This is a genomic window from Paenibacillus sp. PAMC21692 (genome assembly GCF_014303795.1).
Classification (GTDB): domain Bacteria; phylum Bacillota; class Bacilli; order Paenibacillales; family Paenibacillaceae; genus Pristimantibacillus; species Pristimantibacillus agaridevorans.
The window spans coordinates 2,688,817-2,703,348 of record NZ_CP060293.1 but is presented as its reverse complement, the minus strand read 5'-3'; the positions used below and the strand labels follow the sequence as shown (position 1 = coordinate 2,703,348).

The window sequence follows — 14,532 nt, the reverse complement described above, 5'->3', positions numbered from 1 at the left end:
GTTTGTCCTATTTTAACATAAGGAATCCCAATTCCTAGTTTGTGAATTTGTTCACAATTCAGACATTGTCATGCCGACCTGTTTGGCGTATTATATGAGCAAGACAACGTTGTGAAATAAATCACATTATGTATTGTGAATTAATTCACTATATACATTAGGAGGCGCTTTATATGACAACCCCTACTCGCATTGCCGTGATTGGATGTACACACGCCGGAACTGCCGCGATTCTGAATATGGTTAAACTTTATCCCGAGGCCGAGATCCATGTCTTCGAGAAAAACGACAACATCTCGTTCCTCTCGTGCGGTATTGCTCTTCATGTAGGCGGCGTCGTAAAGAAAGCGGAAGATCTGTTCTACGCTTCGCCGGATCAGCTTGCCAAGCTGGGCGTGATGACGCATATGCGCCATGAAGTATTGAATGTCGACACCGACGCGAAGCAACTGGATGTGAAAAACAGCATGACCGGCGAAACCTTCACGCACAGCTTCGACAAACTCGTCGTAACGACCGGCTCGTGGCCGATTATTCCGAAGCTGGACGGCATCGGACTTGACAACATTCTGCTCTGTAAAAATTACGGGCATGCTCAGACGATTATCGAGAAAGCCAAAGAAGCCCGCAGGATTGCGGTCATCAGCGCCGGCTACATCGGCATTGAGCTCGTTGAAGCGTTCGAGGTATTGGGCAAAGAAGTGACGCTCATTGATAATATGGACCGGATTCTATACAAATATTTGGATCGCGAGTTTACGGACATTACGGAACGCGAATTGACGGACAAAGGCGTACAGCTCGCACTGGGAAAAACAGCGCAATCGTTCAAAGGAGATCAAAGCGGCAAGGTGACCGCGGTCGTGACGAATGACGGAGAGTTCGAAGCCGATATGGTCGTTCTCTGCATCGGCTTCCGCCCGAACACGGATCTCCTCCGCGGACAAGTCGACATGCTGCCGAACGGCGCCATTATCGTCGACGAATATATGCGGACCAGCAAGCCGGACGTGTTCGCCGCAGGCGACAGCTGCGCGGTTCGCTACAACCCGACCGGGGCGCATGCCTATATCCCGCTTGCGACCAATGCCGTCCGGATGGGCACGCTGGTTGCCCGCAACCTGATGAAGCCAACCGTGCAGTACATGGGTACACAAGGAACGTCGGGCATCAAAATTTACGATTACAATATCGCATCGACGGGTTTGACAGAGACGGCCGCGACGGCAGCCGGCCTAAACGTCAAGCAAGTAACGCTGCAAGACCATGACCGTCTGGAATTTATGCCGACCTACGAAGACGTTACGCTGAAGGTCGTCTACGATGCCGACACCGGCCGTATCCTCGGCGCGCAGGTCATCTCGAAGGTCGACTTGACTCAATCGATCAACACCTTGTCGGTCTGCATACAAAACGGCATGACGATGGATGGTCTCGGCTTTGTGGACTTCTTCTTCCAGCCCCATTACAACAAACCTTGGAACTTGCTTAACCAAGCCGGCTTGCAGGCGGTATAACCCTCGACCCGTATACAAAGAGCCAGTCGCGTTTGCATCGCGGCTGGCTCTTTGGCAATCTGCGAGTCGTATTCCTTTTTCAAGCGTTCAAACAAAACCGCCGCTTCCGCGCTACTCAACGTTGCAGTTGGTTTCAATGTTTCGTCGGGTCGGGCTATCAATCCTATTAACCCGCCCTCACCTCAAACCGCAGCCTCGCTCTCAAGATGCTGTCCCTTCGCGAGCTTGACGTACAGCTCATGGGAGCGAAGCAGCTCCATATGCGTTCCTTGCCCCGTCACTTCGCCCTTTTCCAATACAATGATCCGGTCCGCATTGCTGACCGTCGACAGGCGATGCGCGATCACGAGCGTCGTGCGTCCCTGCATAAGCTTCTGCAACGCGTCCTGCACGAGCCGCTCCGACTCGCTGTCCAGATGCGCCGTTGCCTCGTCCAGCAGTAGAAATTCAGGATCGCGAAGCATCGCTCTCGCGATAGCGAGACGTTGGCGCTGGCCCCCCGACAGCTTTACGCCGCGTTCGCCAACCTCCGTTTCGAGCCCATCGGGAAGTGATGCGATCAGCTCCGCCAGATTCGCTCCCTCCAACGCCTCGGCTATTCGATCCTCGCTGACATCCGAGCTCAAGCCGTATGTGAGATTATGCCGAATGGAACCGGCCATCATAGGGCTTTCCTGCGAGACGTAAGCCAGTCGGTCCCGCCACTGCTGTAACGACATCGCAGACACATCGTCCGCGCCGTAACGAATCGTACCTCCCGTAGGTGAGTAGAAGCGCTCCACAAGCGAAAAAATCGTCGTTTTGCCCGCGCCGCTGGCGCCTACGAAAGCGGTCATGCCGCCGGCGACGGCCTCGAACGATACCCCATTCAAAATGGGACGATCCGGGGAATAGGCGAAGCTGACTTTCTCAAAAGAAATCGTCTCAGAAGCAGAAATTCGTCTCCCGCGTTGTTGATTCGCCGGACGATCGTCGATGCTCCGCTCCGTCTCCGCCGGCTCTTCTATCAGCTCGATAATTCGCTGCGATGCGCCAAGCGCCTTCTGGAACTGCGTAAAAAATGATGCCATCTGCGTAAACGGCATGACGATCTGGAACATGTAGAGAATGATGGCGACAAGTTCGCCCGTCGTGATCGTTCCTTGCGCGACTCTGACGCCCCCGTATCCGATAAGCAGCACGAGAATGAGCAGCATGATGGACATCATTAGCGGCGTAACGATGGACATGATCTTTGCTTCCTTCATGCCGAAACGGAACAAGCTGCCAATGCGGCCGCGTCCTTGTCTCAGTTCGGCCGGCTCGGCCAGCGAAGATTTGACCAGCCGAATTTCCGTCAGCACTCGCCCCAGATCGCCCTGAAACATCGCGGTTTCGTCTTGCATCGACTTCGAGATCGCGAACATCTTGCTGCCGAGCGGCCACAGGATAAGCAGCGACGCCGGAACGGCGATCAGCATAAGCAAGGTCATTCGCCAATCGAGGTACAGGAGAATGCCCACGCCTCCAACGATGGAGACAATGCCTCCCAAGAAAGATATGACATGCCCAACGATAAAATCCTTGATGACGTTCGTATCGTTGGTTATCCGACTCATCGTTTCGCCTGACGTATTGCGGTCGAAGAACGAAACTGGCAGGCGGAGCACCCGCTCCCAAACCTCCCGGCGCAAACCGGCCACCATATACTGTCCGACATAGGACATGGTATAGACGCCGAAGCCCGACATTGCGGTCTGTAGCGCGAATACAACCCCTAACATAATGACCGTAGCGCTTTGCAACGCGGATGCGGAGGCTTCCTCGACGACATCCCGCGTGAGCAGCGGAATGAAGAGCGACAACGCTGTTTCTCCCAGCCCCAATATTATGGCCGCGGCAATAATCCAGCCCTTCGGCCGGTGTTTGCCGACAAGCGCCAGAAACGGTTTAACGTTCATCTTGACTCACTCCTTTCAACCAATCCTCTTCCATAACGCCGACCTTTTCCATGACAGCCGCGAGAAATAACTCTTCCTCCTTCGAAAATCCGCTGTAAAATAGCGCGGGATCAAGCTCCGCTTCCGGATTGCCAATCTCGGAAATCGCTCGCTCCATCTCGTCCTTTTGCTCTTCGCTCAGATGCTCCATCGCTTGTCCGATGACCTCGCTCAGAAGCTTTACTAACTGCTGCCCCGAGCGCAGTACTTCCTCATCGTCTGTACTGCGACCTTCGCGGCAATAGCCCGTCAGTTCAACCAGCACAGCCGTCATCCTTTTCTCAAGCTCCAGCCGTTCCGCCTCCGGCATGCCCTCCATAAAAATCGCGCCGACAACAGGAGCCGGCAGCCGTTCCGCCAGGTAACGCTTCTGCGCTTCCTCGTTCTGAATGTTGTGAATGAAGAAAAGCAGCAGCGAGCTGTCTATTTCTCCGGCTCCTTCAAGGAGCATCCGCATGCGGTCCAGCGTGCCAATCGCCTTATCCAGTTGATCCCGCTTCTGGCTTAGCAGCTCGCGCTGCAGATTGAGCGTAGCGGTCATATCACGGTTCCGATCGCCCAGATGCTCCGCGATTTCATCCAGCGAGAAGTCCAAATATTTCATCGTCAGTATTTGCTGCAACCGGAGCAGATCCCCTTCTTGATAGAAGCGATGCCCTTGCGCATTGCGCCCCGATGGTTTCAGCAGACCTTTGCGGTCATAAAAACGCAGCGTACGCTCCGTCGTTCCCGTCATGCGGGCGAACGCCCCGATCGTATACGTGCGCCGATCATCGGCCATTTCGTTTCCGATTTTTCCGTTCGCATTTTCGTGTTGGTCGCTCATCACAGTCCCTTCCCTCCCCTTCCTGCCAAGGTGACTCGGCCGTGCCGTCCTTTGGCAGCGCAGCCCGTTTCAATTCGAGATATATAGAGAAAGTATGGCGAAATGATATACTTTCCTTATTTCAAAGCATAGCACTTGACGTTACGTCAAGCGCAACCCCTTTGTTTCGGTTTTTTCGCGCCAATTGACGCCTCGCTTCCCCGCTTCTCTTAACCTGGCAGGTTCGGCATCTCGCGAATTGATTTCTGGCGCTCTCCAACCCCTTCCTTCCCCCTCTAGCCCATTCCCCCTCCCCCCTCCACCCCCTTTCTCTAGCCCCTTCTCTTCCCTTCCCTTCCCTTTGGGAGTTTAGTGCTTGGTGCTTGGTGCTTGCCGCTTGGTGCTTGCCGCTTGGCGCTTGGACGCAACATAAAAAGAGCGAATCGCCCCAGGCGACCCGCTCCTCTCTTACCGCTAACTTGCCTACTATTCGCTTTTCTTGAAATGGTACACCTTGCTCGCAAAATCGCCATGGAATTGCGGCTTCGCAAGACCGGCAAACATCAGCTCGTCGCCGCCGTAGCCGTCTCCCTGGCCTTGCAGCACGTAGTCGGCAGCAGGGTCCAGTCCTTGCAGGCGGAAACGGTCCAGCGGCGGGTTCGCCTCCTGCAGCACGGACACGAATACGACTGCCGCTTCGCTCTTGTCCTTGCTCACGTACATCCAAGCCGTATCATTGCCCTCGAACGGGCTCAACAAACGGTAGAAGTCGCCGAATTGCACTAAGTGGCGGATCTCCTTGTATTTGGCCACCTGCTCCTTCACGAGTTCCTTCTCATCTTCCGTGAATTGCGTCAGGTCGAGCTCGTAGCCGAAGTTGCCGGACAACGCGACGTTGCCGCGCGTGTCGAGCGACGTAATCCGGCCCACCTGGTGGTTCGGCACCGCGGATACGTGAGAGCCCATGGAGCTGATCGGATACACGATGCTTGTGCCGTATTGAATCTTGAGGCGCGATACGGCGTCCGTGTTGTCGCTCGTCCACGTCTGCGGCATGTAATAAAGCATGCCCGGGTCAAAGCGTCCGCCGCCGCCGGAGCAGCTTTCGAACAGCACGTGCGGGAAGCTCGTCGTGATCTTCTCAAGCACGGCGTACAAGCCCAGCATGTAGCGGTGAGCTGTTTCCCGCTGACGGTCCGCAGGCAGCAGTGCAGAACCGATCTCCGTCATGTTGCGGTTCATATCCCACTTCACATATGTGATCGGAGCGCTGGAGAGCGTCGCGGAGATCACTTCGACGATGTAGTCTTGCACGTCCTGTCTCGACATGTCGAGAATAAGCTGCTGACGGGCTTGCGTCCTTCTGCGGCCTTCCACGTGCAGGCACCAGTCCGGATGCTTGCGGTAGAGCTCGCTGTCGGGGGATACCATCTCCGGCTCGAACCACAAGCCGAATTCCATGCCGAGCGAAGTGACTCGGCCGACCAGATCCTCAAGACCGTTCGGCAGCTTGTTCCGATCCACGAACCAGTCGCCTAGCGAAGAGTTGTCGCTGTCCCGCTTGCCGAACCAGCCGTCGTCCAGCACGAACAGCTCGATGCCGAGCTCTTGGCCGGCACGCGCGATTGCTTCGATTTTGTCCGCATTGAAATTGAAGTACGTCGCTTCCCAGTTGTTGATCAGAATCGGACGGGCCTTGTCGCGGAACGCGCCTCGGCTAAGTCGCGTACGATACAGCTCGTGATAACTGCGGGACATGCCGCCCAAGCCTTCGGCCGAGAACACCAGAATCGCCTCGGGCGCTTGGAACGTCTCGCCCGGCTCCAGCAGCCAGCTGAAGTCGAAGCTGTTCAGTCCCGCGAATACGCGCGAAGTATGGAACTGGTCAACCTCTACTCCTGCCGCGAAGCTGCCGCTGTAGACAAGGCTAACGCCGTACACGTCGCCATGCGTTTCCGTCGATCCCTCCGAGAGCAAAGCGATAAAAGGATTCTGCATATGGCTGCTGGATCCCCGGCGGCTCTCCACCGACTGAAGTCCCGGTACCAGCTTGCGAGTATGAACGTAACGTTCCCGCGACCAGGCTCCGGATAGTTGCAGCAGCTCGAAGCGGTCATGAGGCAGATCGAAGCTGGCGCTGAACGCGCGAAGCAGCTTGACGGTAGCTCCGCTTTCGTTGACTACGCTTGCCGAACGCGCAATCGCGCTGTGGTCCGCGAACGCCGTGTAGGATAGCGTAACGCGAAGACCGGAATTCTCATCGACCAGATCGACGAGAAGCGTTTCGGCTTCGTCGTCGCTTTCGACGTATACCGCCGGAAGGCCCGGCAGCGATGGCTTGCCCTTTACGATCCGATGGGAATCGTACAAAAACTCCGTCACGGTCGTTCCGTCGGCGAGCTGCGCCTGGAACGCCGGCATGCGGAAGTCGGAGCTGCCGTATGTCGGATATTCCTGCGGAAGCGAATCGAGCGACAGCTCTTTCTGCTCCAAATCCGTGCTAGGCGAGAACGATGCGCGTTCTTTCAGCTCGAGCAGCTGGCGCAGACCGGTTCCGCGAACTTTGCGGCCCCAATAGTAGTGAGCCAGGTAACCTTGCTTCGTAACGCCGAGCACATAGCTGGCATCTCCCGATTGCAAATGGAAAATACGGTTGTTTTCATCATAACGAATGGACATTAAATGTTCCTCCTCGGTTCTAATCTCTTGTTTTCGGGTAAGTTATGAGAAAACCTCTATCGAGGCTTTTTCGAAGATGTGTGCGACCTTCAGCTTTGCAAAGCAAAGCCGCTTCGGAAGCATGATGTGGGTTTGAGCTACGCTTACACGCCGGGCGGCCCGCAGCTCTCCCTGACGATAAACGACGTGTTTACCGTGGCGTGAATGGCCGCCTCGCGGCCCTGGATTCGCTCTAGCAACAATTGCACCGACGTCCGCCCCATCAGCTCCGTATAGGCGCGGACCGTCGTAAGCGGAGGGCTCAGGTAAGCGGAAATCTCGATGTCGTCAAATCCGATCAGCGACATGTCGCGAGGAACCTCGAGCCCCGCTTCGTGGAGTGCCCGAAGCCCACCCACGGCCATAGGATCGCTTCCCATCAAACAAGCGGTAGGACGCTCATTAAGATCGAGCAGCTTTCTCATACCGGAATAACCGCCGCCCGAGGACCATTCCGTAACGAGGTCGTACTCGCTGCGGTAAAGCCCCCGTTCTGACATAAATGCCCTGTACCTGTTTCTTCGGGAATCGGTTACCGTCTCGTTCTCTGTCGAGACCATTAAGCGGTGAACCGTTTCTTCTCCTCCTGCATACGCGATCCGAATATGGCCCAGCGCCTGCAAGTAAGACAGCGCCTCCTCCATCGCGGCTTCGAAGTTGAGCTTGACGGAGTCGCTGGAGGGCGGACCTTCGGCGTGATTGACGAATACGATGCGTTCGGGATTGCCGTATAGGGCGAGCACATCCTCCACGTGAAGAGAACCTACGACGATGAGACCGTCGAGTCCATGGCAAGGAGCAAGCTCTGTACCGCCTCTGCCTCTCATCACCTTCGCGATGGTAATGCCGAGCTCCTCGCAGCGCAGCTCGATGCCTCGGCGAATGGAGGAAAAGTACGGATCGTCCCGCTCATCCTCCAGCGTCGACCACATCAACAACCCGATCTGCTGACGGGATAGATGTTCTTCCTGCTTCAACTTTCGCAGCCTGGATGGTTTGTAGCCGAGCTCTTCGGCGATTCGGAAGATACGCCCTCTCGTGTCCTCGCTTACGGAAAGCGATAGGTCGTTGTTCAGCACTCTGGATACCGTTGCAGCCGATACGCCGGCTTTCGCAGCAATTTGTTTGATCGTTGCCATCCCACTCGCTCCCGCGTATATCCGATTTTGATATTAAATTGATGTTTAGTTAATAATTTTACTTAATAAATACATCCTAACAAACAACACGACTTCTGACAAGCGGTCAATTATTTCCGCCGAGCCGCCAAGTCATGCAACCTTTCCGCCAACAGCCCTCGTCTGTAAGTTGTAGTGCAACCTTGTTAATATGATCCAGAAAGCAGGTGCTATAACATGAAAAAAACATGGATTACTTTATGTACGGCCGCCATCCTCGCGATTGGCTTGACGGGCTGCGCGTCCGGGAACGGATCTTCGCAGACTCCGCATCCAACGGAACAATCAGGCTCGCCGTCTCCGACCGCAAGCGCCCAGGCGACAACCCCTGCCGACGGAGGAACAAGCGGCCAAGAGAAACAAAGTCCGTTGTTCGCGACGCCGCAGGACGCAGCAGCAGCCATTATTTTGACGCTTAAGGATGCCGACATGGAGACTCTGCAGGCTTTCGTCCATCCGCAGAACGGTCTTCTGTTCTCGCCTTATGCCCACATTGACAAGGAGAAAGCGCAGACGTTTCCCGCCTCTGAGCTTCCAACGACGAATGATGACAAAAAATATGTATGGGGTTCCTTCGACGGCTCCGGCGAACCGATCGAGCTCACCTTCGGCGACTATTACAAAAAGTTCGTTTATGACGAAGACTTCGTCAATGCCGAGAAGATCGGCTGGGACGAAATTCTGAGCAGCGGCAACACAGAGCCTAACATGAAAGAAACGTTCCCCGGCAGCTACATTGTGGACTATCACTTCAGCGGGTTTGAAGAGCAATACGAGGGCATGGATTGGAAAAGCCTGATTCTCGTGCTCGAACAGCATGAGGGAGGCTGGTACTTGAGCGGTATCGTTCATTCCCAGTGGACGATCTGAAAAAAGGCATGAAGTCCGGATCTACCCGGCTTCATGCCTTTTTTCTGATGAATAGGTTTTATTTGCTCTTTTGGGAATCCTGCAAGCTTTCGACCTTTCCTTTGCCCGCTTCCCCCTGTTTCTCGATACCCTTGCCCTCAGATTCTCCATCTTTTTTGTCGGGTTTGGGCATAGCGGTAGGAGCGGCGGTCGGCGCTGTTGTCGGTGCCGGATTCGGCGCCGGAGCGACTGTTGCGGAAGGCATGGGCTCTTTGCGCGTATCCTTGGAGCGGCCCGGCCACTTGCCGCCGTGCGCATTTTTCAGCTCTTTGTGGAGTTGCTCAGCCGTCTTGCCTTCCGTCGCAATGCCTTGCTTCTTGGCAATCTCCTGCAGGCGCTCCAATCGCTTCGCATTATGCTCCGCCTTGAACGCCTCCCATTTCTCGGGATTGATTTTGCGCGCTTCCTTAAGCTCTTGCTTTAGCTGATCCGCGGACTTGCCGTCGGTCTTCAAGCCGAAGTAAGCCGCCATTTCGCGAAGCTTCTCCAGTCGGTAAGCCTCGAATTCCTTGCGCGACATCTCGCCGTGACGATGACCGTCTTCGCCTTCCGCGTGCTGAGCGAGCAGCGGTCCTTCGACGGCTGCTTCGGAAGTCATGCCATATGCGGAGGACAACAGCAGTGCCGTCGCCAACGCAACCGATATTTTGCTGAACATCATAATCGTCTCTCACCCTTCTATACCGTATGGATTGGCAGGGACAATCATGCCGTCCCATCTCCGATTATTGTATCCAACCATTACCGCGTATAGACATGATGCGACAAATTATGACTTATCTTCCGCTTCTTCCAACGTGCGCAGCTTGCCCAGCAGCTCCTCTCTGGAGAAGTGTTCGCCGATGAACACGGCGACATCCAGCACTTCTCCCTGCGGCTCGATCCGGATAAAGTCCGATTCCTTATACGCATATTGGAACAAGAACCGACTGCCGCGCGAGGTGTCCGAGAACGATACGATGCCTTTCGCCCGATAGATGTTATCGGGCAATTCGCCCAGCAGCCGCTCGAACGCCTCGCTGTCGACGGGACCACGCCAATAATGCGTCAACGCCATTACATGCTGGTGGCTATGTTCATGAACATGAGTCCCCACAGTACCCTCAGGAACACGCGAAGCAGCATCCTGAGAGGTGCCAAACAACAAGTCCCAAGCTTCTGTATCGCAGCGGACCGTAGGCAAAATCGGAGCATGGGCGTTCATGCCGCGCATCAACTGCTGCGCTTCGACAAGCTCCTCGGGAGCCAGCTTGTCGGCTTTGTTAAGCAGGAGCGCCGTGCCGCAGCGAATCCCGTCGCGCATCAGCTTGAACGTGCGGCCTTTGCCGTCGCGCCCGCGAGCTAATAGCTGCGGACCGTCCACTACCGCGATAACGGACTTCAGCTCCACCTTCCGGTACATCGCCGCTTCCGTCACGCCGTCGAGCAGCTCCATGGGATTGGCGGCGCCCGTTGCTTCGATCACGATGACATCCGGTCCATGCAGTCCGATCAGACCATCGATCGTAAGCCCCAGATCGCCTCGCATGCTGCAGCAGATGCACCCGCTCAGCATCTCCGCCATCGGCACGTCCCTCTCCACCAGTTGGCCGTCCAGATTAATATCGCCTAGTTCATTCATGATGACAGCCGGACGTTTCCCTTCCGACTTCAACCGTTCCAGCAGCCGCGTCAACAGAGTAGTCTTGCCGCTGCCGAGGAATCCCGTCAGCACATAGACCGGTATCGCGCGCATCGCGATTGATTCGCCAGCCTCGCTCAGGTTCTCCATAAGCTCTTCCTTCTCTCTATTGTTACTCGCTCCGGGCTGACTCCGCGGATCTGACATGAGCCTCTTGCAAGCTCGCCGCTACCTCCTCCGGCTCGGCCGTTCCCGCGAGCAGCTTTTGAAGCCCTTCATTTAGGACCTCCGCCGTCTCGCTGGACAAATAAACGTCATAAACAGGCGTGAATTCAACGCTGGTCACCAACTCGTACACCTCCGCGAAGATGGACGACACCTTGTTTCTGTCCAAATCGATTTTGTAGCTTACCAATTGATTGCTCTCAAGCGTCTTACGCTGCGCTTCGGGACCGCTCATCGCGTATATAAGCGCAAGCGCCGCTTCTTTCCGCTTATCCTGCGCCTTGCTGCTGAGTCCCATGCCGATGCCCGTGACACCGGACACGGACCGGCTGTTCCCCAAACCTTCAGGCATGGATGGCAATACGGTTGCGCCGATCCGCCGCAGTTCTTCATTCGTCGCATTCGCCGCCATATTCGTCAGCGCCCAGCCTCCGTCAATCATCATCGCCGCTTCTCCGCGCGCGAACAGCAGCTCCATCTCCAGATTATCCATGTTGGCGTAATCTTTTTGGAACGCGCCAGCCTCGGCAAGCTCCTGCATATAGGTTAAGGCATCAACAAAAACACGGTCCGTGTACGCTGCTCCTTCTTGAGCTATAGCCTTCATAAACCATTCGGTGCCCGTAACCCGATCCGCAAGCGAGCTAAAGATGCTTGATTGCGCAACCCAGCCCGCCTTGTTGCCTAATGCGATTGGCGTGATGCCTTTGTCGTTAAGTTTGCCGATGACATCCTGCAATTGTTCCCATGTTTGAGGCACGGTCAGCTTCTGCTCCAAAAAGATCGACTTGTTGTAATACAATATCGAAGTCGGAGTAAGTCCCATTGGCGCGCTGTATGTATTTCCTCCCTCGGTAAACGCCTCCAGCGAACCCGGCATAAATCCGTCTCTCCATTCCGGGTATTCGCCCAGCAATTCATTGATGGGCTGGATCAGCCCTGCTTGGGCAAAATCGCTTGTCATGGAGCCGCTCCACATCACGAACACATCCGGAAGATTGTCCGCTTTCGCAGCCTCCATAACCTTCGCCCGGTATCCGTCGGATACAAACTTCTCCACCTTTAGCTCGATTTGCGGATTATTTATTTGGAAAGCCTCTATAAGACTCCGCATCGCCAACGAACGAAGATCGTTCCCATTAAAGTTATGCCATAACGTAATCTGTGTTTTCTCCTCTGCGCCCGCTTCCTTTCCTTCATCATTATTGGTACCGCAAGCAGCTAAAACAGCTAGAAGGATGACCCCTATGCCTACGCTTACGATTGGTTTTCTCAAAATAACTCGTCCCCCCTTTGTTTCTATTATCCATTATAAAGATATTGTGTCGAAATGTGGAGTCTTTCTCCGTTTTTCGTCGAATCGCACGGAACGATCTCCGCAACATGTAAAACCCTCAAGCGAAGACCGCCTGAGGGTTTTGCACGCTATTTCAGCTAGTGATCGGCAGAGATTAGTAGCAGCAGAGTGTTTTTACGATGATGACCAGAAGGATAAAGAGAACCAGGATGGCTCCGACGTTGTTAAATGCGCCGCCTACATTACCGCAACCTGCACCTGCGACAGGGTAGTGATGGTTAGCTCCGCCAGAAACGTTTGCTGCATAATTCATGAAGTTTTCAGCTCCTTTAATGTTAAGGTACAGTATCCTATGTATATTTCACCCGATTGTATAGGCGTTTGATAAAATTGTGCGTTTGCACATTTTGCTCCGAAGCCCTCACCTCTCGCGACTCGTCACGGCCTTTGTCCGAGCTAAACCCCACCCTTGTCCCGCAATGCGGGCGTTCGCCCAAGTTATATGCCATGGGAACAAATACCCAATCAACGTATGCCTCGGGAGCATAACCTACAGAGTACTCAAAACGTAAGGAGGTGCATGTAACAATGTCCGGTTGCGTTGGTGGTGCTTATAATAACGTCGGAGCCATCCTGGTTCTCTTCATTCTGCTGGTGATTATCGCTTGCAGCTTTGGTTTCAAATGGTACTAATCCCCTCCCATGTCTGAATCGTATCCTCCATGCATGAGGACATGAATCGCAGCAGCCATCCTGGCGAGAGACCCGCACCCCGCGTCGCGGGTCTTTCCTGTTCGTCAGACGGGACAAGCCCTCAGGCGCTAATAGGGCAAGACTCCTGCCGCATATCTTCTATAAGAGGCTGTTGCACACGCACTATAGGAAATGTCGTTCACCAGGGGGCAGTCTGACAAAGCAGCTGCCTCGAAGCGTTGGACGTCATAAGGGGGAGTCAAAGGTGGCTATCGGCGCGGATTGGTATCGAAGATGTCTCCTGGGTATCGCGGGCAACAAAACGGTCAAAGCAATGACGATCAAATACGGCAAGCGGCTGTCCTCCAGATTTATCGCCGGCCGCCATTTGCATGACGCTCTCGAACAAGTGCGGGCGCTAAACAACATGGGCATTATGGCAACGCTGGATCATCTCGGCGAAGGAGTGACGCTTGCTTCCGAAGCCGCAGGCTATCGCGACGCATATATCAAGCTGCTGGACGGCATCGCGGAGCAAGGATCGGACGCCAACGTTTCCCTTAAGCCCACCCAGATGGGGTTGGCGCTGGACGCCGAGGCGTCGCTCGCCAATATCCGGGCAGTTGCGAGGCATGCAGCAGATCTCGGCTACTTCGTTCGGCTCGACATGGAGGATTCGCCTTTTACGGAAGCAACCTACTCTATCGTACGCCGTCTTCGCGAGGAAGGGCTGAACAATGTCGGCACGGTCCTTCAGGCCTATCTGCACCGTTCGGCGTCAGACGCGAAGCGCTGCTTAGAGGAAGGCATCCCTCTCAGACTTGTTAAGGGCGCCTACAAGGAACCGCCTTCCATTGCCTACCAGAGCAGCACCGAGATTGCCGAGCAGTTTAAGCGGCTCATTCGGCTCCATTTGGACCACGGCGCCTATGTTGCTATCGCCACCCATGATGATGCCATTATCGGTTATGTCAAGAAATACGTTTCTGAACGGGGGATTCCGACATCGCGGTTTGAATTCCAGATGTTATACGGTTTAAGAATGAAGGAGCAGACCAAGCTGGCCCGCGAAGGGTATAGGGTACGTTGTTATGTTCCTTACGGCGAAATGTGGTATCCGTATTACACGAGGCGCCTGGCAGAAAAACCCGCCAATCTATGGTTAGTCCTGCGCAATCTCGTGAGGTAACAGGATTGTCAAAACTCCGGACCTTCCACTTATAGCCATTAAACGTTATTTGTTGTAAAATAGTGAGAAAACCTCTATCGACCTAGCAATCTATCACGAAGGAGACGAATGTCTATGAATATATGCGAGTGCCGCAATCAAATTGAACAGCTTCGCAAAATCATGGAACTTACGTTCGACAACCACGGATCCTTCACTGCCCCTCCTGTCCTGGAAGCCAGTCAACGTCTTGACGATGCCCTAGTTCACTATCGATTATGTCCTTTATTCGATTCCTGCAATGAGAGTGGATGCAGGGTAAGTTGGAAGGATGTAGATCAACTGCAACTTGGCAACCAAGCCAAAAATAAAATGGCGGGATAAATGCTAAAAACGGCAGTCGACGCTCAAGGGCGAGGACT

At 54.6% G+C, this 14,532-nt stretch carries 13 protein-coding genes; 5 read left to right on the top strand and 8 right to left on the bottom strand.

Going from position 1 to position 14,532, the window contains the following annotated elements; translation table 11 throughout:
• Positions 1–173 precede the first annotated feature (173 nt).
• Entirely contained in the window at positions 174–1,517 is a 1,344-nt protein-coding gene (locus H7F31_RS10625) for an FAD-dependent oxidoreductase (protein ID WP_187104139.1), read from the top strand.
• A 182-nt stretch (positions 1,518–1,699) separates the two neighbouring features.
• Here H7F31_RS10625 and H7F31_RS10620 read toward each other — a convergent pair whose 3' ends face one another.
• From H7F31_RS10620 to H7F31_RS10605, 4 genes are all read right to left on the bottom strand, one after another.
• Positions 1,700–3,457, bottom strand: a complete 1,758-nt coding sequence (locus H7F31_RS10620; protein WP_187104138.1) for an ABC transporter ATP-binding protein — start codon at positions 3,455–3,457, stop codon at positions 1,700–1,702.
• Positions 3,447–4,322 carry a MerR family transcriptional regulator gene (locus H7F31_RS10615; RefSeq protein ID WP_187104137.1) on the bottom strand — a complete coding sequence of 292 codons (876 nt, stop codon included), beginning with the start codon at positions 4,320–4,322 and terminating at the stop codon, positions 3,447–3,449. Before H7F31_RS10615 ends, H7F31_RS10620 begins: the two co-directional genes overlap by 11 nt.
• 465 nt (positions 4,323–4,787) lie before the next feature.
• The gene (locus tag H7F31_RS10610; protein ID WP_187104136.1) at positions 4,788–6,980 is read right to left on the bottom strand and encodes an alpha-galactosidase; all 2,193 of its coding nucleotides are present in this window, start codon (positions 6,978–6,980) and stop codon (positions 4,788–4,790) included.
• Between the two features lie 143 nt (positions 6,981–7,123).
• Entirely contained in the window at positions 7,124–8,158 is a 1,035-nt protein-coding gene (locus H7F31_RS10605; RefSeq protein WP_187104135.1) for a LacI family DNA-binding transcriptional regulator, read from the bottom strand.
• Positions 8,159–8,374: 216 nt separating this feature from the next.
• Here H7F31_RS10605 and H7F31_RS10600 point away from each other — a divergent pair, with 216 nt between their 5' ends.
• Positions 8,375–9,067: a hypothetical protein gene (locus H7F31_RS10600; protein WP_187104134.1), complete on the top strand. Its 693-nt coding sequence runs from the start codon at positions 8,375–8,377 to the stop codon at positions 9,065–9,067.
• Positions 9,068–9,125: 58 nt separating this feature from the next.
• Here the strand turns inward: H7F31_RS10600 and H7F31_RS10595 are convergent, their stop codons facing one another.
• The 4 genes from H7F31_RS10595 to H7F31_RS10580 all read right to left on the bottom strand — a co-directional run bounded on the left by H7F31_RS10595 (position 9,126) and on the right by H7F31_RS10580 (position 12,562).
• Entirely contained in the window at positions 9,126–9,767 is a 642-nt protein-coding gene (locus H7F31_RS10595; protein ID WP_187104133.1) for a hypothetical protein, read from the bottom strand.
• Positions 9,768–9,875: 108 nt separating this feature from the next.
• Entirely contained in the window at positions 9,876–10,877 is a 1,002-nt protein-coding gene (locus tag H7F31_RS10590; protein ID WP_261800372.1) for a CobW family GTP-binding protein, read from the bottom strand.
• Positions 10,878–10,899: 22 nt separating this feature from the next.
• Positions 10,900–12,228 (bottom strand): extracellular solute-binding protein, encoded by a 1,329-nt coding sequence (locus H7F31_RS10585; RefSeq protein WP_187104132.1) that lies wholly within the window; start codon positions 12,226–12,228, stop codon positions 10,900–10,902.
• 175 nt (positions 12,229–12,403) lie between these two features.
• On the bottom strand, positions 12,404–12,562 hold the full coding sequence (locus H7F31_RS10580; protein ID WP_179215674.1) for a hypothetical protein: 159 nt from the start codon (positions 12,560–12,562) through the stop codon (positions 12,404–12,406).
• A gap of 275 nt (positions 12,563–12,837) precedes the next feature.
• Here H7F31_RS10580 and H7F31_RS34025 point away from each other — a divergent pair, with 275 nt between their 5' ends.
• The 3 genes from H7F31_RS34025 to H7F31_RS34565 all read left to right on the top strand — a co-directional run bounded on the left by H7F31_RS34025 (position 12,838) and on the right by H7F31_RS34565 (position 14,494).
• Entirely contained in the window at positions 12,838–12,942 is a 105-nt protein-coding gene (locus tag H7F31_RS34025) for a sporulation protein YjcZ (RefSeq protein ID WP_087569570.1), read from the top strand.
• A 265-nt stretch (positions 12,943–13,207) separates the two neighbouring features.
• A complete protein-coding gene (locus H7F31_RS10575; RefSeq protein ID WP_261800371.1) occupies positions 13,208–14,131 on the top strand; it encodes a proline dehydrogenase family protein in 924 nt (307 codons plus the stop codon).
• 108 nt (positions 14,132–14,239) lie between these two features.
• On the top strand, positions 14,240–14,494 hold the full coding sequence (locus H7F31_RS34565) for a Spo0E family sporulation regulatory protein-aspartic acid phosphatase (protein WP_397374239.1): 255 nt from the start codon (positions 14,240–14,242) through the stop codon (positions 14,492–14,494).
• Positions 14,495–14,532: the final 38 nt, after the last annotated feature.

Excerpts from the sequence above, each read along its gene's own strand:
- H7F31_RS10625 (WP_187104139.1), top strand. The coding sequence starts at position 174 with ATGACAACCCCTACTCGCATTGCCGTGATTGGATGTACACACGCCGGA.
- H7F31_RS10620 (WP_187104138.1), bottom strand. The coding sequence starts at position 3,457 with ATGAACGTTAAACCGTTTCTGGCGCTTGTCGGCAAACACCGGCCGAAG.
- H7F31_RS10615 (WP_187104137.1), bottom strand. The coding sequence starts at position 4,322 with ATGAGCGACCAACACGAAAATGCGAACGGAAAAATCGGAAACGAAATG.
- H7F31_RS10610 (WP_187104136.1), bottom strand. The coding sequence starts at position 6,980 with ATGTCCATTCGTTATGATGAAAACAACCGTATTTTCCATTTGCAATCG.
- H7F31_RS10605 (WP_187104135.1), bottom strand. The coding sequence starts at position 8,158 with ATGGCAACGATCAAACAAATTGCTGCGAAAGCCGGCGTATCGGCTGCA.
- H7F31_RS10600 (WP_187104134.1), top strand. The coding sequence starts at position 8,375 with ATGAAAAAAACATGGATTACTTTATGTACGGCCGCCATCCTCGCGATT.
- H7F31_RS10595 (WP_187104133.1), bottom strand. The coding sequence starts at position 9,767 with ATGATGTTCAGCAAAATATCGGTTGCGTTGGCGACGGCACTGCTGTTG.
- H7F31_RS10590 (WP_261800372.1), bottom strand. The coding sequence starts at position 10,877 with ATGGAGAACCTGAGCGAGGCTGGCGAATCAATCGCGATGCGCGCGATA.
- H7F31_RS10580 (WP_179215674.1), bottom strand. The coding sequence starts at position 12,562 with ATGAATTATGCAGCAAACGTTTCTGGCGGAGCTAACCATCACTACCCT.
- H7F31_RS34025 (WP_087569570.1), top strand. The coding sequence starts at position 12,838 with ATGTCCGGTTGCGTTGGTGGTGCTTATAATAACGTCGGAGCCATCCTG.
- H7F31_RS34565 (WP_397374239.1), top strand. The coding sequence starts at position 14,240 with ATGTCTATGAATATATGCGAGTGCCGCAATCAAATTGAACAGCTTCGC.